This is a genomic window from Stenotrophomonas bentonitica (genome assembly GCF_013185915.1).
Lineage (GTDB): Bacteria > Pseudomonadota > Gammaproteobacteria > Xanthomonadales > Xanthomonadaceae > Stenotrophomonas > Stenotrophomonas bentonitica.
On sequence record NZ_JAAZUH010000003.1, the window covers coordinates 111088 to 131666 of the forward strand.

Annotated in this window: 17 protein-coding genes, 1 other RNA gene and 1 pseudogene; 3 read left to right on the plus strand and 16 right to left on the minus strand. The window is 69.2% G+C overall.

Annotated features, from left to right (window positions below; translation table 11 throughout):
- Nucleotides 1-106: 106 nt before the first annotated feature.
- The 14 genes and pseudogenes from ftsZ to mraZ form a co-directional block, all read right to left on the minus strand.
- Nucleotides 107-1333 carry a cell division protein FtsZ gene (ftsZ, locus tag HGB51_RS16450; RefSeq protein WP_070209160.1) on the minus strand — a complete coding sequence of 409 codons (1227 nt, stop codon included), beginning with the start codon at nucleotides 1331-1333 and terminating at the stop codon, nucleotides 107-109.
- A gap of 174 nt (nucleotides 1334-1507) precedes the next feature.
- Nucleotides 1508-2743, minus strand: coding sequence for a cell division protein FtsA (gene ftsA, locus HGB51_RS16455; protein ID WP_070209161.1), 1236 nt, complete (start codon nucleotides 2741-2743; stop codon nucleotides 1508-1510).
- A gap of 62 nt (nucleotides 2744-2805) precedes the next feature.
- Nucleotides 2806-3483 (minus strand): annotated as a pseudogene (locus tag HGB51_RS16460) (cell division protein FtsQ/DivIB); the annotation flags it as partial.
- Nucleotides 3480-4442, minus strand: coding sequence for a D-alanine--D-alanine ligase (locus tag HGB51_RS16465; protein ID WP_070209163.1), 963 nt, complete (start codon nucleotides 4440-4442; stop codon nucleotides 3480-3482). The pseudogene HGB51_RS16460 and the gene HGB51_RS16465, both read right to left, overlap by 4 nt.
- Nucleotides 4439-5875: a UDP-N-acetylmuramate--L-alanine ligase gene (gene murC, locus HGB51_RS16470; protein WP_070209164.1), complete on the minus strand. Its 1437-nt coding sequence runs from the start codon at nucleotides 5873-5875 to the stop codon at nucleotides 4439-4441. The genes HGB51_RS16465 and murC overlap by 4 nt, the downstream gene beginning before the upstream one ends.
- Before the next feature lie 22 nt (nucleotides 5876-5897).
- Nucleotides 5898-6983: an undecaprenyldiphospho-muramoylpentapeptide beta-N-acetylglucosaminyltransferase gene (murG, locus tag HGB51_RS16475; RefSeq protein WP_070209165.1), complete on the minus strand. Its 1086-nt coding sequence runs from the start codon at nucleotides 6981-6983 to the stop codon at nucleotides 5898-5900.
- Nucleotides 6980-8305 carry a putative lipid II flippase FtsW gene (ftsW, locus tag HGB51_RS16480; protein WP_070209166.1) on the minus strand — a complete coding sequence of 442 codons (1326 nt, stop codon included), beginning with the start codon at nucleotides 8303-8305 and terminating at the stop codon, nucleotides 6980-6982. The genes murG and ftsW overlap by 4 nt, the downstream gene beginning before the upstream one ends.
- Nucleotides 8305-9390 carry a phospho-N-acetylmuramoyl-pentapeptide-transferase gene (gene mraY, locus HGB51_RS16485; protein WP_068849228.1) on the minus strand — a complete coding sequence of 362 codons (1086 nt, stop codon included), beginning with the start codon at nucleotides 9388-9390 and terminating at the stop codon, nucleotides 8305-8307. Before mraY ends, ftsW begins: the two co-directional genes overlap by 1 nt.
- Nucleotides 9380-10774, minus strand: a complete 1395-nt coding sequence (locus HGB51_RS16490; RefSeq protein ID WP_070209167.1) for a UDP-N-acetylmuramoyl-tripeptide--D-alanyl-D-alanine ligase — start codon at nucleotides 10772-10774, stop codon at nucleotides 9380-9382. The genes mraY and HGB51_RS16490 overlap by 11 nt, the downstream gene beginning before the upstream one ends.
- Complete coding sequence (locus tag HGB51_RS16495) at nucleotides 10771-12252, minus strand: UDP-N-acetylmuramoyl-L-alanyl-D-glutamate--2,6-diaminopimelate ligase (RefSeq protein ID WP_171966900.1); 1482 nt, start codon at nucleotides 12250-12252, stop codon at nucleotides 10771-10773. The genes HGB51_RS16490 and HGB51_RS16495 overlap by 4 nt, the downstream gene beginning before the upstream one ends.
- Nucleotides 12249-14096 (minus strand): peptidoglycan D,D-transpeptidase FtsI family protein, encoded by a 1848-nt coding sequence (locus tag HGB51_RS16500; protein WP_070207776.1) that lies wholly within the window; start codon nucleotides 14094-14096, stop codon nucleotides 12249-12251. Before HGB51_RS16500 ends, HGB51_RS16495 begins: the two co-directional genes overlap by 4 nt.
- On the minus strand, nucleotides 14093-14356 hold the full coding sequence (ftsL, locus tag HGB51_RS16505; protein ID WP_068849221.1) for a cell division protein FtsL: 264 nt from the start codon (nucleotides 14354-14356) through the stop codon (nucleotides 14093-14095). The genes HGB51_RS16500 and ftsL overlap by 4 nt, the downstream gene beginning before the upstream one ends.
- Nucleotides 14353-15321 carry a 16S rRNA (cytosine(1402)-N(4))-methyltransferase RsmH gene (gene rsmH, locus HGB51_RS16510; RefSeq protein WP_070207775.1) on the minus strand — a complete coding sequence of 323 codons (969 nt, stop codon included), beginning with the start codon at nucleotides 15319-15321 and terminating at the stop codon, nucleotides 14353-14355. Before rsmH ends, ftsL begins: the two co-directional genes overlap by 4 nt.
- A gap of 14 nt (nucleotides 15322-15335) precedes the next feature.
- Nucleotides 15336-15782, minus strand: a complete 447-nt coding sequence (gene mraZ / locus HGB51_RS16515; RefSeq protein WP_070207774.1) for a division/cell wall cluster transcriptional repressor MraZ — start codon at nucleotides 15780-15782, stop codon at nucleotides 15336-15338.
- A 324-nt stretch (nucleotides 15783-16106) separates the two neighbouring features.
- On the opposite strand from mraZ, the gene HGB51_RS16520 reads away from it, so the two are divergent.
- Together HGB51_RS16520 and HGB51_RS16525 are read left to right on the plus strand one after the other, a co-directional pair.
- Nucleotides 16107-16898, plus strand: a complete 792-nt coding sequence (locus HGB51_RS16520) for an NRDE family protein (protein WP_070207773.1) — start codon at nucleotides 16107-16109, stop codon at nucleotides 16896-16898.
- A gap of 108 nt (nucleotides 16899-17006) precedes the next feature.
- Nucleotides 17007-17492: a DM13 domain-containing protein gene (locus HGB51_RS16525; RefSeq protein WP_070207772.1), complete on the plus strand. Its 486-nt coding sequence runs from the start codon at nucleotides 17007-17009 to the stop codon at nucleotides 17490-17492.
- A 64-nt stretch (nucleotides 17493-17556) separates the two neighbouring features.
- Here the strand turns inward: HGB51_RS16525 and rnpB are convergent.
- An RNA gene (rnpB, locus tag HGB51_RS16530) (RNase P RNA component class A) lies at nucleotides 17557-17912 on the minus strand.
- A 52-nt stretch (nucleotides 17913-17964) separates the two neighbouring features.
- Complete coding sequence (gene rsmI / locus HGB51_RS16535) at nucleotides 17965-18786, minus strand: 16S rRNA (cytidine(1402)-2'-O)-methyltransferase (protein WP_070207771.1); 822 nt, start codon at nucleotides 18784-18786, stop codon at nucleotides 17965-17967.
- A 68-nt stretch (nucleotides 18787-18854) separates the two neighbouring features.
- On the opposite strand from rsmI, the gene HGB51_RS16540 reads away from it, so the two are divergent.
- Complete coding sequence (locus HGB51_RS16540) at nucleotides 18855-20573, plus strand: penicillin-binding protein activator (protein WP_070207779.1); 1719 nt, start codon at nucleotides 18855-18857, stop codon at nucleotides 20571-20573.
- Nucleotides 20574-20579: the final 6 nt, after the last annotated feature.

Consider the following 20579-nt stretch of genomic DNA (forward strand, 5'->3'; position numbering starts at 1 on the left):
CGCTCCTTTCTGAACCGGAGACGGCAGACTGCCGGGCCCATCCTGGCCCGGCAGCAAGGGACATGGAGGCGCTCACCGGGGAGGACAAGGCCCCGGCTGGCGATCCTCAGTCCGCCTGGCGGCGCAGGAACGCCGGGATGTCCAGGTAATCGTTGGGCAGTTCGGCCGTGGCCGGACCCGAGGACGCCGGTGCCGATGCGGCCACGGTGTCAGCGCTGGGACGACGCAGGCCCAGGCCCATGCCGCCGACAGCCTTGGACACCGCGTCGCCGCCGTTGTCGAAGTCGCCGAACTCCGGCTGGCCGGTGGTGGCGTTGCGGACCAGCTTGATCGGTGCGCGCTCGCCCGGGCGCTGGCTCTTGGCGGCCACGGCACGGTTCAGGCCGGTGGCGACCACGGTCACGCGGACCTCGTCCTGCATGTCCGGATCCAGCACGGTACCGACCACCACGGTGGCGTCTTCGGAGGCGAAGCCGTCGATGGTGCGGCCGATCTCGTCGAACTCGGCCATGGTGAAGTCGGCGCCGGCGGTGATATTGACCAGGATGCCGTTGGCACCGGCCAGGTTCACATCGTCCAGCAGCGGGTTCTGGATGGCGGCTTCGGCGGCGGCCTGGGCGCGGTCGTCGCCACGGGCGGTGCCGGTACCCATCATCGCCAGGCCCATTTCGGACATGACGGTGCGCACGTCGGCGAAGTCGACGTTGATCAGGCCCGGACGCACGATCAGGTCGGCGATGCCCTGCACGGCGCCCTGCAGCACGTCGTTGGCGGCACGGAAGGCCTGGATCATGGTGGCGTTGCGGCCAAGCACGGTGATCAGCTTTTCGTTCGGAATGGTGATCAGCGAGTCGCAGTGCTGGCTCAGCTCTTCGATGCCCTTCAGCGCGACCTGCATGCGGCGACGGCCTTCGAACGGGAACGGCTTGGTGACCACGGCCACGGTCAGGATGCCCATTTCCTTGGCCAGCTGTGCCACCACCGGTGCAGCGCCGGTACCGGTGCCACCGCCCATGCCGGCGGTGATGAACACCATGTCCGCGCCCTGCAGGGCGTCCATGATGCGCTCGCGGTCTTCCAGCGCGGCCTGGCGGCCGACTTCCGGATTCGCGCCTGCGCCCAGGCCCTTGGTGACGTTGGTACCGAGCTGCAGCTGCAGCTTGGCACCGCAATTCTTGATGGCCTGCGAGTCGGTGTTGGCAGTGATGAATTCCACGCCGTCCACGCTGGTGCTGACCATGTGCGCCACGGCGTTGCCGCCGCCGCCGCCCACGCCGATCACCTTGATCACCGCATTGGGTGCCATCTTCTCAATCAGTTCGAAATGCGCCATGTCCGTGTCCTCGTTGTATCCGCTTCTGGTAAGCATGGGCGCGTTGGCGTCCTGCCATTGCGCTGCATGTTGCCGTTGCGGCTGTGTGGGTTATGTATGTAGCGGTGTGGTGCGCCGGAATGTTTCCCGGTTTGAAGCACGCCGATGGTCAACCGGCGGTATCGCCCCGGGGCGTCAGAATTCGCCCCGGAACCATGTCTTGAGTTTGTTGAACATGCTGCCCGCGCGCCCGGTGGGCAGCGACGGACGGCGCGGGTGTTCGGTCTGGCTGCCCATCAGCAGCAGGCCCACGCCGGTGGCGTGCACGGGATTGCCGACCACTTCGCCCAGCCCGGTGACGTGCTGCGGAATGCCCACGCGGACCGGCATCTGCAGCATTTCCTCGGCCAGTTCGACCACGCCTTCCATCTTCGAGGCGCCACCGGTGAGCACCATGCCGGCGCGCACCAGTTCCTCGAAACCGGAACGGCGCAGTTCGGCCTGCACCATCTCGAAGATCTCTTCGTAACGGCCCTGCACCGCCTGGGCGAGCGCGTGGCGCGGCATCCGGCGCGGCGGACGATCGCCGACGCTGGGCACCTGGATGCTTTCCTCGGCGGTGGCCAGCTGGGCCAGGGCGCAGGCGTAGCGCACCTTGATCTGCTCGGCTTCCGGGGTCGGCGTGCGCAGCATGTGCGCGATGTCGTTGGTGACGTGGTCGCCGGCGATCGGCAGCGAGGCGGTGTGGCAGATCGCGCCCTGCACGAACACGGCCAGGTCGGTGGTGCCGGCGCCCATGTCGACCAGCACCACGCCCAGCTCGCGCTCGTCGGCGGTCAGCACCGCGACGCTGGAGGCCAGCGAGGACAGCACCAGGTCGTCCACCTGCAGCCCGCAGCGCTGCACGCACTTGCTGATGTTGGCCGCCGCCGACTGCGCGCACACCACCAGGTGGGCATGCACTTCCAGGCGCACGCCGGTCATGCCGACCGGGTTGCGGATGCCTTCCTGCGAGTCGTCCAGCACGTATTCGCGCGGGATCGCATGCAGGATCTTCTGGTCGGCCGGGATCGCCACCGCCTTGGCCGCATCCAGCACGCGGTCGAGGTCGCCCCAAGTCACTTCGCCGTCGCGGATCGGCACGATCCCCGGCGAGTTCTTGCACTGCACGTGGTTGCCCGAGATCGAGGCATACACCGAGCGGATCTCGCAGCCGGCCATCAGCTCGGCCTCTTCGACCGCGCGCTGGATCGACTGCACGGTGGATTCGATGTCCACCACCACGCCGCGCTTGAGGCCGCGCGACTCATGCGAGCCGATGCCGATCACCTCGATCGGATTGCCCGGCGAATACTCGCCGACCAGCGCGACCACCTTGGAGGTGCCGATGTCCAAGCCGACGATCAGCGATTTGTCACCCTTGCGATTCATGTCCTGTCCTGCGTGCTGTGCGCCACATTGGCCGGCGCGGCCGCGGCCGGGGTACCCCAGCTCAGCGTGAAACCATTGGTATAGCGGAGGTCGGCGCGCTCGATCGGCACCTGCTGGTTGGCCAGCTGCGGCAGCACGCGCACGAAGCGCTGCAGGCGCGAGCGCGCGTCGTCGCGGCCGACCACAACTTCGGTGCCGTTGCTCAGCTGCAGCGACCAGCTGCCGCGCGCGTCCATGCTGACCCGGGTCACGTCGACCCCAGCCGGCGCGAACAGCGCGCGCGCGTCGTTGTACAGCGCCACCACTTCCTGGGTCTGGGTGTCCGGACCATCGAGGTCGGGCAGCTTGAGGTCCTGCAGCTTCTGCGGGGTGGCGAACAGCTTGCCCTGCTCGGACAGCAGCCGGTCCTTGCCCCAGCGCGCGAACGGCTTGTGCTCGACCAGGGTGATTTCCAGCACGTCCGGCCACTGCTTGCGGACCTGCGCGCTCTCGACCCAGGGCAGCGTTTCGATCGCGTCCTGGGCGTCCTGCAGCTTGACCGCGAAGAAGCCCGAGCGCGCATACGGCAGCACCACCTGCTGCAGCTGTTCGGCCGGGACCCGCTTGAACTCGCCGTGCACGCGCAGCTTGGCCAACGGCCAGCGTTCGGCACCGACCCAGCCGTTGAGCACCGCCACCACGGGCAGCGCCACCAGCGACAGGGCCAGCAACCAGACGAAGATGCGCAGCGCCGCGTTCATGCGTGGGCGGTCTCCACGGTCTGTTCGAGTACGCGCCAGACCAGCTCTTCAAAGCCGATCCCCGCCTGGCCGGCCGCCTTGGGTACCAGCGAATGGCTGGTCATGCCCGGCGCGGTGTTCACCTCGAGCAGGTAGAAACGGCCGCTGGCGCGGTCGCGCATCACGTCCACGCGGCCCCAGCCGCGGCAACCGGCGGCGCGGAACGCCTCCAATGCGATGCGGCGGATTTCAGCTTCGTCGTCACCGTCCAGGCCCGGGCACAGGTACTGGGTGTCGTCGGCCAGGTACTTGGCGTTGTAGTCGTACCACTGGCCCTTGGGCACGATCCGGATCGACGGCAACGCCTGGTCGCCGAGGATGCCTACGGTGAGTTCGTCGCCGACCACCATCTGCTCCATCAGCAGCTGGCCGTCGTAGCGGGCGGCCAGCGCCACCGCGTCGTCCAGGCCGGCCTCGTCGGTAACCCGGCTGATGCCCACGCTGGAGCCTTCGTTGGCCGGCTTGACCACCACCGGCAGGCCGAGTTCGGCCGCGTGCGCGTGGACGGTTTCGGCCGTGACCTTGCGGTACTGCGGGGTCGGCAGGCCCAGCGACAGCCAGACCTGCTTGGTGCGGATCTTGTCCATGCCCAGCGCGGAGCCGAGCACGTCCGAACCGGTGTAAGGCACGCCGAAGGCTTCCATCAGTCCCTGCACGATGCCGTCCTCGCCGCCACCGTTGTGGCCGTGCAGGATGTTGAAGACGCGGTCGAAGCGCTTTTCCACCAGCGCCAGGGTCAGCGCCGGGATGCCGTCCACGGCGATCGCATTGACGCCGCGCGCGCGCAGCGCCTCGATCACGTTGCGACCGGAATCCAGCGAAACTTCGCGTTCGCTGGAGGTGCCGCCCAGCAGCACGGCGACACGGCCGAACATGGCCGGATCGGTGACGCGCAGCGGCGGGAAGACAGGCGTGTTCATGCGGCAGGACCCTCCCCAAAACCTTCGGTAGCGACGACGTGGGCAACATGGCCGATATCGCCTGCGCCCATCATCAGCAGCAGGTCGCCGTCCTGCAGGACGTCGGGCAGCACGTTCTGCAGCTCGGCCGCGACGCCGACCACGACCGGCTCGCTGCGGCCGCGCGCGCGGATGGCGCGCGCCAGCGAACGCGAGTCGGCACCGGGAATCGGCGCTTCGCCGGCCGGGTAGACCTCGCTCAGGACCAGCGCGTCCACTTCGGACAGCACGGCGGCGAACGCATCGAACTGGTCACGGGTGCGGCTGTAGCGGTGCGGCTGGAAGGCCACGACCAGGCGCTGGTCCGGCCAGCCGCCACGGGCGGCGGCGAACACCGCTGCCAGCTCGCGCGGGTGGTGGCCGTAGTCGTCGATCACGCGCACGCGCGCACCCGACTTCGTGGTGACGATGCCCAGGTCGTTGAAGCGGCGGCCGATGCCGGCGAAGCTTTCCAGCGCGCGCGCGATGGCGTCCGGGGCCACGCCCAGCTGCCAGCCCACCGCAGCAGCGGCCAGGGCGTTGAGCACGTTGTGCGCGCCCGGCAGGGCCAGGGTCACCGGATGGCTGCTGCCTTCCGGCAGGCGCAGGGTGAAGCGCATGCGCGGGCCGTCCTGGACCACGTCTTCGGCGCGCACGTCGGCGTTGCTGCTCATGCCGTAGCTCATCACGTGGCGCGGGGTCTGCGCGGCCAGCGCGGCCACTTCCGGGTCGTCGATGCACAGCACGGCCAGGCCGTAGAACGGCAGGCGCTGCAGGAATTCGGCGAAGGCGGCCTGCACGCGGCCGAAGTCGTTGCCGTAGTTTTCCAGGTGGTCGGCGTCGATGTTCGTGATGATCGAGACCAGCGGGTTCAGGCGCAGGAAGCTGCCGTCGCTTTCGTCGGCCTCGGCCACCAGCCACTGGCCACCGCCGAGCTTGGCGTTGGCACCGGCCGCCAGCAGCTGGCCGCCGATCACGAAGGTCGGGTCCAGCCCGCCTTCGCTCAGCACCGCTGCGGTGAGGCTGGTGGTGGTGGTCTTGCCGTGGGTGCCGGCCACCGCGATGCCGCGGCGGAAGCGCATCAGTTCGGCCAGCATGGCCGCGCGCTGCATGATCGGAATGCGCTGGCTGCGCGCTTCCATCAGTTCCGGGTTGTCTTCGCGGATCGCGCTGGAGACCACCACGCAGTCGGTGCCCAGCACGTTGGCCGCCGAATGGCCGCGCATCACGCGCGCGCCCAGGCTGGCCAGGCGACGGGTCGCGGCGTTGTCGGCGTTGTCCGAACCGGACACTTCATAGCCCAGGGTCAGCATCACTTCGGCGATGCCGCTCATGCCGGTGCCGCCAATGCCGACGAAATGCACGCGCGGGAAGGCGCGCACCAGGTCATTGGTGTCGTGAAGGCGGCGGATCATGCGCGGCCTCGCGTAGCGGTGTTCATTTGGATTCCTCGAGGATGATGTCGGCGATGCGCTCTGCGGCATCGACCTTGGCCAGCGCACGCGCGGCCACGGCCATCTGCATGCGTCGGCCGGGATTCGTGGCCAGCTCGCGCAGCACGCCCTGCAGTGCAGTGGCGAGCGCGTCGTCCTGCTTCAGCAGCACGGCCGCGCCACGCTCGACCAGGTATTCGGCATTGCGGGTCTGGTGGTCGTCGACCGCGGCGGCGAACGGCACCAGCACGCTGCCCACGCCGACCGCGCAGAGCTCGGCCAGGGTGGAGGCACCGGAACGGCACACCACCAGGTCGGCCCAGCCGAAGGCTTCGGCCATGTCGGCGATGAACGGTTCCACCTGCGCGCTGACGCCCGCGTCCTGGTAGGCCTTCAGCGCTTCAGCGTGCAGCTTTTCGCCGCTCTGGTGGCGCACCTGCACGGCCACGCTGTCGCCCATCGCGGCCAGTGCCTGCGGCACCGCGTTGTTGAGCGCGCGGGCTCCCTGGCTGCCCCCGAGCACCAGCAGCCGCAGCGGGCCCTGGCGGTCGGCCAGGCGCTGTTCCGGCGCGGCGATCGCGGCGATTTCTGCGCGGACCGGGTTGCCCACGGCCTCCTCGCGCTGCGCGAAGCTGCCCGGGAAGCCGGTCAACAGGCGCCGCGCGAAGCGCGACAGCACGCGGTTGGTCAGGCCCGGCGCGCGGTTCTGTTCGTGCACCAGCAGCGGCAGGCCGTGCAGGCGCGCGGCCAGCCCGCCCGGACCGGAGGCGAAGCCGCCGAAGGCGATCACCGCACGCGGCTGGCGGTCGCGGATCAGGAAGCCGGCCGAGCGCACCGCGCGCAGCAGGCGCCCGGGCGCGGTCAGCAGGGCCAGCTTGCCCTTGCCGCGCAGGCCGCTGATCGCCAGCGTGTCGATGTGGATGTCGTGCTGCGGCACCAGCCGGGTTTCCATGCCGCCGTCGCTGCCCAGCCAGGTCACCGGGATGCCGCGCGCGCGCAGCACCCGGGCCACGGCCAGGCCGGGGAAAATGTGGCCGCCGGTGCCGCCGGCCATGATCATCACCGGACTCTGCGAAGAAGAGGCGTTCATCCCATCCTCCCCAGGGTCGGTTCAATGCGCTGCTGCATGCGGCTGGTGCCGCGCGGGGCGCTGTCGCGGTGCGCGGCGGCGCGCGGCTCGCGTTCCTGCATGGCGGCAGCCACCGCGCTGGCGCTGGCCGGTGCTTCGACCGGTGCCGCCTCGTCGAGGTCGGCCGCGCCCATGCGCACCGCCTGGCGGCGTTCGGCACGGTCCAGTTCGTAGGACACGCGCAGCAGCAGGCCCATCGCCACGCAGGTCATCAGGATGCTCGAGCCGCCCGAGGAGATCAGCGGCAGGGTCAGGCCCTTGGTCGGCAGGATGCCCAGGTTCACGCCGATCGAAACGAAGCTCTGCATGCTCACCCACAGGCCGATGCCGAAGGCGATGTAGCCGGAGAAGTGGCGCTTCATCTCCACGCAGCGCATGCCGATCCAGAACGCGCGCCCGGCCAGCAGCGCATACAGCGCCACGATCAGGCAGGTGCCGACGAAGCCCAGCTCCTCGGCGGTGACCGAGAAGATGAAGTCGGTGTGCGCTTCGGGCAGGTAGTAGAGCTTCTGCACCGAGTTGCCCAGGCCGACGCCGGTCCACTCGCCACGGCCCACCGCCATCAGCGCGTTGGACAGCTGGTAGCCGTCGCCCTGCTGGTCGGCCCAGGGGTCCCAGAACGAGGTGATGCGGCGCATGCGGTACGGCTCGATGATCGCCAGCGCGCTCATCGCCACCAGGCCGAACACGATCGGCATCGACATGCGCGGCAGGTTCACCCCGCCCAGCACCAGCATGCCGGCGGTGATCGCCAGCAGCAGGGTCGAGGAACCGAAGTCAGGCTGCAGCAGCAGCAGCACCACCAGCGCGCCGGCCACGCCGAGCGGCTTGAGCATCGCCGGCCAGGTCGCATTGACCTCGTCGCGGAAGCGCACCAGGTAGCTGGACAGCCACACGATGTAGAGCACCTTCACCGCTTCGACGGTCTGGAACTTGGAGAAGCCCAGGTTGATCCAGCGGCGGGCGCCGTTGACGCTGCTGCCCAGGCCGGGAATGAACACCACCACCAGCAGCGCGAAGCAGCCCAGCAGCAGCATCTGGTTGTACTGCTCGATGCTCTTGAGCTCGGTGCGCATGGCGATGCCGGCCAGCACGATACCGACCGCCAGGAAGACCAGGTGGCGGTTGAGGTAGTAGAACGGGCTGCTCATCAGCGCGATCGAGCTCGACGCGACCATCACCACGCCCAGCCCGGTGAGCGCGATGATCGCGCCCAGCAGCCACTTGTCGAAGTGGCCTCCGATGGCTTCAAGACGGGTTGCCTGGCGCGACAGGTCGTTCATCAGCGGACCTTCAACGTGGCCAGGCCGATCAGCACCAGCACCACCGAGATGATCCAGAAGCGCACGATCACGCGCGGCTCCGGCCAGCCCTTGAGTTCGAAGTGGTGGTGGATCGGCGCCATGCGGAACACGCGCTTGCCGGTGAGCTTGAACGAGGCGACCTGGATCATCACCGACAGCGTCTCGATCACGAACACGCCACCCATGATCACCAGCACCAGCTCCTGGCGGGTGATCACGGCGATGGTGCCCAGCACCGCGCCCAGCGCCAGTGCGCCGATGTCGCCCATGAACACCATGGCCGGGTAGGTGTTGAACCACAGGAAGCCCAGGCCCGCGCCGGCGATGGCCGCGCAGATGATGACCAGCTCACCGGCGCCCGGGATCTGCGGGATCTGCAGGTAGTTGGAGAACACCACGTTGCCCGAGGCGTAGGCGAACACGCCCAGCGCACAGGCGACCAGCACGGTCGGCATGATCGCCAGCCCGTCCAGGCCGTCGGTCAGGTTGACCGCGTTGGAGAAGCCGACGATCCAGAAGTAGGCGATGGCCACGAAGCTGATCCCGGCCAGCGGCAGCGCCACCGACTTGAACATCGGGATGTAGAAGGTCAGCGCGGCCGGCACGTCGGCGGTGTAGAACAGGAACAGGCCGGCGGCCAGGCCGAAGATCGACTGCAGCAGGTACTTCCAGCGCGACTTCAGGCCGTTCGGGTCGCGGCGCACGATCTTGATCCAGTCGTCGTACCAGCCGATCGCGCCGAAGCACAGCATCACCGCCAGCACCACCCACACATAGCGGTTGCGCAGGTCGGCCCACAGCAGCACCGACAGGGTGATGGTGAGCAGGATCAGCGAACCGCCCATGGTCGGCGTGCCGGCCTTGGAGAAGTGGGTCTGCGGGCCGTCGGTGCGGATCGGCTGGCCGCCCTTGAACTGGGCCAGCTTGCGGATCATCGCCGGGCCCAGCCACAGCGACAGGAACAGCGCGGTAAGCGCAGCGAGAATGCCGCGCAGGGTCAGGTAGCCGAACAAGCCGAACAGGCTCTCCAACTGCTGCAGCCATCGAGCCAGTTCAAGCAACATGGGGGGTTTCCTCTCCTCGCGCCAGCAGCGCTTTCACAATCTTGTCCATGGCGCTGCCGCGCGAGCCCTTGACCAGGCAGCGCACGCCAGCATGCAGTTCGTCGGCCAGCGCCGCGGCGAGCGCGTCATGGCTCTGGAAGTGGCGGCCGCCTTCGCCGAACGCCTGCGATGCAGCCGCGCTCAGGGTGCCCAGGGTGTACAGGCGCTTCAGCCCGGCCTCGCGCGCACGGCGACCGGCCTGCGCGTGCAGGGCCTCGCCATCGGGGCCGAGTTCGCGCATGTCGCCCAGCACCAGCCAGGCCTCGTCCTTCGACGCGGCCAGCGCGTCGATGGCGGCCGCCAGCGAACCGGGGTTGGCGTTGTAGCTGTCGTCGACCAGCACCGCGCCACTGGGCAGGCGGTGCGCGATCTGGCGGCCCGGCACCGGTTCGGCGCGGGCCAGGCCGGCGGCGATGCTGTCCAGGCCGATGCCGGCGGCCAGCGCCAGCGAAGCCGCGGCCAGCGCGTTGCTGATGTTGTGGCGGCCCGGCAGCGCCAGCGTGAGGCTGACCGCGCCGGTCGGGGCGACCAGGGTGAACTGGCTGCCGTCGGCGGCCGACTTGATTGCCTGCGCGGTGACGTCGGCACTGTGGTCCAGCGCATAGCGCAGCACGCGGCTGCGCGGCGGCTGGCCGACCACGTGCTGTTCGAACCAGGCGCCATAGGCGTCGTCGGCGTTGATCACGGCCACGCCGTCGGCCGGCAGGGCGGCGTAGATCGCGCCCTTGGTGCTGGCCACGCCCTGCAGGCTGCCCATCCGCTCCAGGTGCGCCGGCGCGATGTTGTTGACCAGCGCGTACTGCGGGCGGGCGATGTCGGTGAGGTAGGCGATGTCGCCCGGCTTGCCGGCACCCATCTCGTAGACGGCGAAGTCGGCGTCTTCGGGGGCGTCGATCACCGCCAGTGGCAGGCCGATCTCGTTGTTGCGGTTGCCCGGGTTGGCATACACCACCGCGCCGCGCTCGCGCGCGACCTGCTCCAGGATCGCCAGCAGCAGGCTCTTGACGCTGGTCTTGCCGTTGCTGCCGGTGATCGCGAACACCGCGGCGCTGCGGTCGCGCTGCATGCCGGCGGCAATGCGTCCGAGCGCATGCTCGCTGTCGCCGACCACGATCTGCGGCACGGCCACGTCGAGCAGGCGTTCGACCAGCATCGCGCTGGCGCCGCGCGCCACCGCGTCGGCGGCGAAGTCATGGCCGTCGAAACGCTCGCCGCGCAGGGCCACGTACAGGCTGCCCGGTGCGAGGGTGCGGGTGTCGTTGCTGATGGCGTCGATGGCGGTGTCTTCGCCATGGATCTCGCCACCGGCCCAATGCGCGATCAGCGACAGCGGGGTGCGCTTCATCGTGCGCCCTCCTGCCGCTGCGACAGCACGCGGGCCGCCACTTCGGTGTCGTTGAACGGGTACTGCACGCCGTGGATTTCCTGGTAGGGCTCGTGGCCCTTGCCGGCGATCAGCACGATGTCGCCCTCGCCCGCCTCGCCGATCGCGGTGGCGATCGCCGCGGCGCGGTCGCGCTGCACGGTGGCCGACGCCGGGCGGGCCAGGCCGGCCACGATGTCGGCCACGATGACGTCGCCGTCTTCGCCGCGCGGGTTGTCGTCGGTGACGATCACGACGTTGGCCAGGCGCTCGGCAATGGCCGCCATCTGCGGGCGCTTGCCGGTATCGCGTTCGCCGCCGCAGCCGAACACGCAGAACAGGCGCCCGGCCAGGTGCCCGTGCAGGCTGGACAGCGCCTGTTCCAGCGCGTCGGGGGTATGTGCGTAGTCGATCACCACGGTCGGCTGGCCGTCGCTGCCGCCAAGCCGGTTCATGCGTCCGGCAATCGGCTGCAGCTGCGACAGCAGCGCGGCGATGTCGGCCGGTACGTGGCCCAGCGCGAACAGCGCACCGGCCACGCCGAGCAGGTTGTCCACGGTGAAGCGGCCCAGCAGCGGCGACTGCACCGGGTGGCGCACGCCATCGACCACCAGGTCGAAGGCGATGCCGCGGCCATCCAGGCGCAGCGAGTCGGCAAGCAGGGTGGCGTGCTGCGCGCCGCGCGAGCTGACCCCGATCTGCTGCACGCCTGCGTCGACGGTACGCAGCAGTTCGCTGCCGAAGCTGTCGTCCAGGTTGACCACCGCCGCCTTCAGGCCGGCGCGGTGGAACAGCCTGGCCTTGGCCGCGCCGTACTGGGCCATGTCGCCGTGGTAGTCGAGATGGTCGCGGGTGAGGTTGGTGAACACCGCCACGTCGTAATGCACGGCATCCACGCGGCCCTGGTCGAGCGCGTGCGAGCTGACTTCCATCGCCACCGCACGCGCGCCCTGGTCGCGCAGCTGCGCCAGCACTTCATGCATCTGCAGCACCAGCGGGGTGGTGAAGCCGGTCGGCACGACGTTGCCGTACAGGCCGACGCCGAGCGTGCCGATGCTGCCGCTGGTGGTACCGAGCAGGTGCCAGGCCTGGGCCAGCAGCTGCACGGTGGAGGTCTTGCCGTTGGTGCCGGTCACCCCGACCATGGTCATCGCCCGTGACGGGTGACCGTGGAACTGGTCGGCCATGCCGCCCATGCGGCTGCGCAGCCCGGGCACGGCAATGGCGTCGGCCGGGGCCGGCAGCTCGGCCGGGGCCGGCGGATCGAACAGGATCGCGGCCGCACCGGCGGCGCGGGCCTGGTCGACAAAGCCCAGCCCGTGCGCGCCGAAACCGGCAATCGCCACGAAGGCATTGCCGGGGCGCACCGCGCGGCTGTCCAGCACCAGGCCAGTGATCGACGGGTCGTGGCTGAGCGCCACATCGGGAAGCAACTGCGAAAGCAACATCATCTGGCTCATTGCGTGCCTCCCTGCGCGGGCGGCAACGTGGCGTGCGCGCTGGGCAGCGCGGCATCGAATTCGGCGGCGGCGTCGGGCGCAAGCACTGCATCGGCAGGCGGCGGGGTCGGCAGCGATGTGGCGGCATGGCCCATCTTTCCGGACTGCTGCGCGGCCAGCCAGGAGTCGATATCGTCCGGCGGCACGTCCATCAGGCGCAGCGCGCCTTCCATGACGTTGTGGAACACCGGGGCCGAGACCAGGCCGCCGTAGTACGTGCCGGCCTGCGGATCGTTGATCACGATCACCGTGGCGAAGCGCGGGTTGCTGGCCGGCACCACGCCGGCGAACAGCGAGTTGTAATGACCACGCTCGTAGCCACCGGGGCCGGCCTTGCGCGCGGTGCCGGTCTTGCCGGCCACGTGGTAGCCCAGCACCGCCGCCTGCTTGGCGCCGCCCTGGGTGACCACGGTTTCCATCATCGCCACGACCTCTTTGGCGATTTTTTCGTCGATGATCTGCTTGCCTTCGTTGCGCTGGCCCTTGACGAAGGTCGGGGCGATCAGCTTGCCGCCGTTGCCCAGCGCCGAGTAGGCGGTGGCAATCTGCAACGGGGTGACGTTCAGGCCGTAGCCGTAGGACATGGTGGTCTTGGACGAACCGCTCCAGCGCGCCGGACTCGGGAATACGCCAGCCGATTCCCCCGGGAAGCCGCTGTGCGGCGACGAGCCATAGCCGAAGCTGTGCACGTGGTCGTAGAACACCTGGTCGGGCATCTTCGCGGCGATCTTGGCCGCACCGATGTTCGAGCTGCGGGTGATCACGCCGGTGACGTTGAGCACGCCGTTGTTGCGCGGCACGTCCTTGATCGTATAGCGGCCGATCGCCATGTAGCCCGGGTTGGTGTCGACCGTGGTGTCCTTGGTGACCACGCCGGACTGCAGCGCCGAGGCGATGGTCAGCGGCTTCATGGTCGAACCCGGCTCGACCAGGTCGGTCACCGCGCGGTTGCGGCGGGTGTCCGGCGCGGCGCCGCCCACCGAATTGGGGTTGTAGGTCGGCAGGTTGACCATCGCCAGCACTTCGCCGGTGGCCACGTCCATGATCACCATCGAACCGCCAGCGGCCTTGTTCGCGATCAGCGCGTTGCGCAGTTCCTTGAAGGCCAGGAACTGGATGCGGCGGTCGATGCTGAGGGTGAGGTCCTTGCCCGGCTCGGCGGCGCGCAGCAGGTCGCTTTCGACCGTGTCGCCCTTGCGGTTGCGGATCACGCGCTTGGCGCCGGCCTTGCCGCGCAGCCATTCGTCGAAGGCCAGCTCCAGCCCTTCCTGGCCGCGGTCGTCGATATTGGTGAAGCCGAGCACGTGCGCCATCGCCTCACCCTGCGGGTAGAAGCGACGGAACTCGCGCTGCGAGGCCACGCCCGGAATCTTCAGCGCCACCACTTTCTCCGCATCGTCCGGGTTGATCCGGCGGCGCAGGTACATGAATTCCTTGTCGGCCTTCTGGCTGAGCTTGGTGGAGAGCTCGTCCAGCGGCATGCCCAGCGCGGTGGCCAGCTCCGGGATGCGGTCCGGGGCGCGCATCAGTTCCTGCGGATTGACCCAGATCGAGGCGACCGGGGTCGACACCGCCACCGGCTCGCCGTTGCGGTCGGTGATCATGCCGCGCGAGGTGTTGATCGGCAGTTCGCGCAGGTAACGCGCTTCGCCCTGGCGCTGGTAGAAGTCGCTGTTGACCAGCTGCACGTAGGCGGCGCGACCGACCAGCGAGACCGAGCACAGGCCCAGCGCCAGTCCCACCCACTTCAGGCGCTGGCGCAGGTTGAAGCTGTTGCGGGCACGGTTGCGGCCGGTCTTGTTCATGGCCGCACCACTACGACGTCGGCCGCTTCCGGGAACTTCATGCCCAGCCGCTCGCGCGCCACGCGGTCGACGCGGGTGGCTTCTGCCAGGGTCGCCTGTTCCAGCTGCAGGCGGCCGAACTCGATGTTCAGTTCGTCGCGGGCGCGCTCCACGCGCGACAGCTCGACGAAAGTCTGCCGATGGCGGTGGCGCATGAACACCACACCGATCGCCGAGGCGATGGTGCAGGCCAGCAGCACGACCAGCAGCAGGCGGCTCATGCGGCCACCGCGCGCTTTTCGGCCACGCGCAGCACGGCGCTGCGCGAGCGCGGATTGACCGCCAGCTCGTCGCCCTCGGCCTTGATGGCACCGCCGACCAGGTCCAGCGTCGGCACGAACGCGGCCAGCTCGGGCAACCGGCGGTTGCTCGGTGGCGCCTTGGCGTGGCGGTTCATGAACTGCTTGACGATGCGGTCTTCCAGCGAGTGGAAGCTGATCACTGCCAGCCTGCCACCGGGCTTCAGCCGCGCCATCGCCGCGTCCAGGCCGGCTTCAAGGTCGGCCAGTTCGCGGTTGATGTGGATGCGGATGGCCTGGAAGCTGCGCGTGGCCGGGTGGATCTTGTCTTTCCCACGCGGCATCACCGAGGCGATCAGTTCGGCCAGTTCGGCGGTGCGGGAGAACGGCTGCTTCTCGCGGCGCGCGATGATCGCACGGGCGATGCGGCGCCCCTGGCGCTCTTCGCCATAGGTCCACAGCACATCCATCAGCTCACGCTCTTCCACGCGGTTGAGCCACTGCGCGGCGCTTTCGCCGCTGTCCGGGTCCATGCGCATGTCCAGCGGACCGTCCTTGCCGAAGCTGAAACCACGCTCGGCTACGTCCAGCTGCGGCGACGAGACGCCCAGGTCGAACAGCACCCCGTCCAGGCCGTCGGCGGTTTCGTTCCAGTGCAGCAGGTCGGCGAAGCTGCCACGGAAGATCGCCACGCGCGGGTCCGGCGCGAAATCGCGCTCGGCTACCGCAATCGCTTCGGGATCCTTGTCCATGACCAGCAGCCGGCCTCCGGGACCGAGTTGCTCGAGCACGCCGCGGGCATGGCCGCCACGACCAAACGTGCCATCGAGATACGTTCCGTTTTCGATCACCCTCAGGCCGTCCAGGACCTGCGTGTACAGGACCGGCAGGTGGCCCGCCGGCGACTGCGACACCGGAAGGTGACCGGTCTGCGCGCCTCCGCGCACCCGGGCACCCCGGCTCACAACTTCAAATCGAGCAACCCGTCGCCCAGATCCGTGTCAGACAACGTCTGCTGGATCAATGCGCGATGAGCCTGCTCGCTCCACAATTCGAATTTGTCGCCCATGCCGAGCAACACCGCCTTCTTTTCAATGCCAACGGCACCACGGTGGCTGGCCGGAATACTGATGCGACCGTTGCCGTCCAGCTCCAGATGCGCGGCCGAACCGACCAGCTTCTGTTGCAGCAGGCGCACGACGCGCTGTGTGTTGGGCTTGGCCATGACGTCGTCGCGGACCCGCTCCCACTCCTGCTCGGCGTACAGCCACAGGCAGCCGGACTCGAAGGGGTTGTAGGTCAGGACCAGCCGGTTGTTGCTCACGCGCGCGACCAGGTCACGATGCGCGGTCGGAACCGCCATGCGTCCTTTGTCGTCAACTGTGATGGCCGTCTCGCCCTGAAACACGACGCGTGCACCTTTCCTTCGCCCGGTGAAACATTGAACCACGAAAAACCACAAAAAACCCGGTTTCTCCTCTGTTGCCCACCTTAGCAGCGGTCATGGGGTTGTCAACAGTTTTGCGGGCGGGAAATCGCCTTGGACATCAAGGGCTTGCAGCAATGTTTAGAGACTTGTTCAAGGCTTATCCACAAGTTGCTGTTTCGTCTCAATTTTTGAGATTGGGTCGAAGTTCAGGCCTGTGGAGGTGGTGTGAAACCTCCGCGCGCATTCAGTAGCCGCGCGGTCGCGACCAACCCGTGACTGCGCAGATTCGGCACAATGCGGGCCATGTGTCTGCTCGCCCTGGCCTGGAAGGTCCACCCCCGCTGGCAGTTGCTGATGGCCGGCAACCGCGATGAATTCCACCAGCGCCCGACGGCTGCGCTGGCGGCCTGGCCCGCACCGGACCGCGGCCTGCTGGCCGGGCGCGACCTGCGCTCGGGCGGTACCTGGGCCGGTGTCGGTGCCGACGGCCGCATGGCCGTAGTGACCAACGTGCGCGACCCGCTGGCGCTGCAGGCTGGGCCGTCGCGTGGCGCCCTGGTTGCCGATTACCTGCGCGCGACTACCCCGGCCGCCGACTTCGTGGACACCCTCAGCGCCGATGCGGCGGCGTTCGCGCCGTTCAACCTGTTGCTGGCCGACCGCGACAGCTGCCAGTTCCTGGGCAACCACCCGCTGCTGAAGCAGGCGCTGGCGCCGGGCGTGCACGGCATGTCCAACGGCCCCCTCGACGCGCCGTGGCCGAAGACGCTGCGCCTGAACGCTGCGATGCAGGCCTGGATCGATGCCGGCCGCGAAGACCTGGCCCCGCTGTGGGCGGCGCTGGCTGACGAGACCCGTGCCGACGACAGCACCCTGCCCGACACCGGGATCGGCCTGGAGCGCGAGCGCTGGTTGTCCTCGGCGTTCATCCGCAGCCCGGAGTACGGCACCCGCGCCAGCACCGTGATCGCGCTCGGTGCGGACGGCCACGGTTTCATCCGCGAGCGTCGCTTCGACCCGTCTGGCGCCTGCATCGGCGAAACCGCACTGACTGTCGGCCCCGACGCGCCAGTGCCGATGCCCGCTGGCGGGTGAACGCGGCGCCCTGCCCCGCGCATCCAATCCGCTGACGCCCCGCTCTTGTCCGGTACCGGTGCACCCGCACCGCGGGCGCACTGCGCCCCTGCCTACCGGACATCCCCCATGAACCGCCGACTGACCCTGCTGCTCGCCACCCACGCCCTGACCCTCGCCGTTGGATTCGGCGCCGGCGTTTACCTGCTGCCGATCCTGACCGCGCCCGACGGCCCGAGCGCCGCGCTCGTGGCCGAGGCCATGGGCAACAGCGACTACACCGCCCGCTTCGAGCGCACCTTGAGAGGCAGCGACCCGGTGCACTGGGCCGACGGAGCGGTCAGCGTAAGCACCACTCAAATCGCCTTCGACGGCCGCATGGCGCCGGGCCCGGATTACAAGGTGTACCTGACCAATGAATTCGTGGACACCCGCGGCGGCTTTTTGCGGATCAAGCAGGACGCGCAGTTGATCGGCGACGTAAAGACGTTCGAGCGCTTCCTGCTGGACGTGCCGGCCAACGTGGACGTGAACGCGTACACCACCGTGGTGGTGTGGTGCGAGGCGTTTTCTCAGTTCATTTCGGCTGCGGAATACCGGAACGGCGGGGGATGACGCGCGGAAACAACGAACGCCCGTCCGGCGCGATGACGCCGGACGGGAGATATCGAAAGAAGAGCGACGAAGCAGGCCGATAAGCCGGGTTTTGTCGTGGACAGTCATTCTTCTAGGCGCCACGTCACCGTGACGCTCAAGCAACCTACCCGGTCCCGACGCGGGCCGCGCCATGAGGACCCTATTTGGTCTTGCTCCAGGTGGGGTTTGCCGTGCCGGTCTGTTGCCAGACTCGCGGTGCGCTCTTACCGCACCATTTCACCCTTACCGGCTCCCCGAGGGGAACGTAGGCGGTATCTTTCTGTTGCACTTTCCGTCGGCTCGCGCCGCCCAGGCGTTACCTGGCACCTTGCCCTGCGGAGCCCGGACTTTCCTCGGCATCCCGTTTGACGGGGATGACGCGACTGCCTGGCCTGCTTCGTCGCGCTCATCTTAACACCGTTCGGAGTGCGGCTCCTGAAGCACCTGGCGTTTACGACCCGTACAACGCCTTGCGCGGTGCGCCGGTCAGCTCTGCCGCCAGCTTGGCCGCCGTTGACGGCGGCAGGTGTTCGCTGAGCTTGGCATACACCCTTCGCCCTTCGGCCAGCTGCGCTTCTTCGTCGTTCGCCGCGCCCTGCACCATCACCACGAACTCGCCCTTGCGCTGGTTGTCGTCGGCTTCCACCTGCTGGAGCAGACCCGCCAGGTCGCCGTCGAGCACGGTTTCGAACAGCTTGGTGAGCTCGCGCGCCAGCACCGCGGGGCGGTCCGCGCCGAATGCGGCAGCCATGTCCGCGAGCGACTCCGCGATGCGGTGTGAGGATTCGTAGAACACCAGCGTACGGGTTTCCCCCGCGAGGGCCTGCAGGCGCTCGCGGCGACCCGAGCCCTTGGCCGGCAGGAAGCCTTCAAAGGTGAAGCGGTCGCTGGGCAGGCCGGCCACGCTGAGCGCGGCAATCGCCGCACAGGCGCCCGGCACCGGGCTGACCCGGATGCCCGCCGCGCGCGCGGCACGCACCAGCCGGTAGCCGGGGTCGCTGACCAGCGGGGTGCCGGCATCGCTCACCAGCGCCAGCGATTCGCCGGCCTGGAGGCGCGCCACGATGCGCTGGGCCAGCGCCTCCTCGTTGTGGTCGTGCAGCGCCACCAGCGGCTGCTGGATGCCGAAATGGGCCAGCAGCTGGCCGCTGCGGCGGGTGTCCTCGGCGCAGATCGCGGCCACCGAACGCAGGACCTCCTGGGCCCGGGGCGTCAGGTCGGCCAGGTTGCCGATCGGGGTGGCAACGACATACAGCGTGGGGACAGCACTCATCGCAACGGCACTCACAGGTCAAGGGTAGAATCCTAACGTGTACGAGACCCCATCGAATGGACCTGATCATGAACAAGCCCGCCGCACGGATCTCCGCCCTGTCGTTGTCGCTGCTGCTGCTCGCCGGCTGCGCCACGACCAGCCTGACCAGCGCCCCGGATTCGCCGGCGCAGAGCCAGGCACTGGCGCTGATCGACCAGGGCAAGCCGCGTGACGCCGCGGTGCAGCTGGAAGCGCTGGCCAATACGCTGCGCGGCAATGCGCGCAGCGCGGTGCTCGCCGATGCGGCCTTCGCCTGGCACGAGGCCGGCGACAACGCCCGCGCCCGCACCCTGCTGACCCAGGTCACCGCGCGCCAGCTCAGCGGCGCCAGCCTGCAGCGCTTCCACCTGACCAGCGCCGAGCTGGCCCTGGCCGACAAGCAGCCGGCGCAGGCGCTGACCTTCCTCAAGGAATCCTCCGACACCGTCGCCGCCCCGCTGCGCACCCGCTGGCAGCTGGCCCGTGCCAACGCGCTGCAGGCGACCGGCGACGCGATCGGCGCAGCCACCGAGCGCGCCCGCGCGCACGCCGCGCTCAGCGGCCAGGCCCGCGCGGACAACCAGCAGGCCATTGCCGGGCTGCTCGGCACCCTCGACGATGCCACCCTGCGCGCCCGCGCCGCCGCGCTGCCGGCCAACGAGCCGCTGTACAACTTCGCAGGCCGCGCACTGATCGCACGCGGCCTGCCGCTGCCGCGCCCGTTCGACCGCGACGGCGTGGCCCAGTTCGATACGAGCAAGCGTGCGCCGGCGATGGCCGACGGCTACCGGCCGCCGGTGAAGATGGCGGTGCTGCTGCCGCTCAGCGGCCGCCTCGCCACCGCCGCACAGCCGGTGCGCGACGGCCTGCTCAGCGGCTACTACGGCGAAAGCCGGCAGCGCCCGGACATCCAGTTCATCGATACCGCCGGTACCCCGGACGGTGCCATTGCCGCGTACGACAAGGCAGTCGGCGCCGGCGCGGACTTCATCGTCGGGCCGCTCGGCCGCGACGAAGTGGACGCGGTGTTCGGCCGCGCCCAGCTGCCGGTACCGGTACTGGCCTTGAACCGCGGCAAGAGCAGCCCGCCGGCCGGCAGCGCCGGTTTCTCGCTGGCCCCGGAAGACGACGGCATCATCGCCGCCGAATTCCTGCGCGGCCGCGAGCGCAGCAAGGTGCTGGTGATCCACAGCAATGACGACAACGGCCGCCGCACCGCTGCGGCGTTCCGCGAACGCTTCACCCAGCGCGGCGGCCAGGTGCTGGCCACGGTGGGCGTGAACGATGCGGTCGGCGATATCGGCGCGCAGGTGCGTGCCGCTGGTGCGGTGGACGGCGTGCTGCTGGCGGTGAAGGCGCCGCAGGCGCGGGCACTGGCCCCGCAGCTGGCCCTGGCCGGCGTGGGCGGCGCCACCCGCGTGGGCACCTCGCAGCTCACCCTGGGCACCGGCAAGCCGGAAGAAGACATGGCACTGGACGGCATCGTGTACCCGAACGAAGCCTGGAACGTGCGTGGCGTGGCCGGCCTGCCCTCGGCCGCCACCGCCGGGCAGATGCTGCCGACCGCGCGCGGCGCGGCCGGGCGCCTGTTCGCGTTCGGGTTCGACGCGTGGAAGATCAGCGCGTACCTGGACAAGGTCGCCAACGAAGGCGGCCTGGCCGGCGCCACCGGCACCCTGTTCCTGGACAGCAACGGCAACGTGCTGCGGGTGCCGGCGTGGTCGACCTTCAGCGGCGGCCGTCCGATGCCGGTGGCCAACAACTGAGTGTGA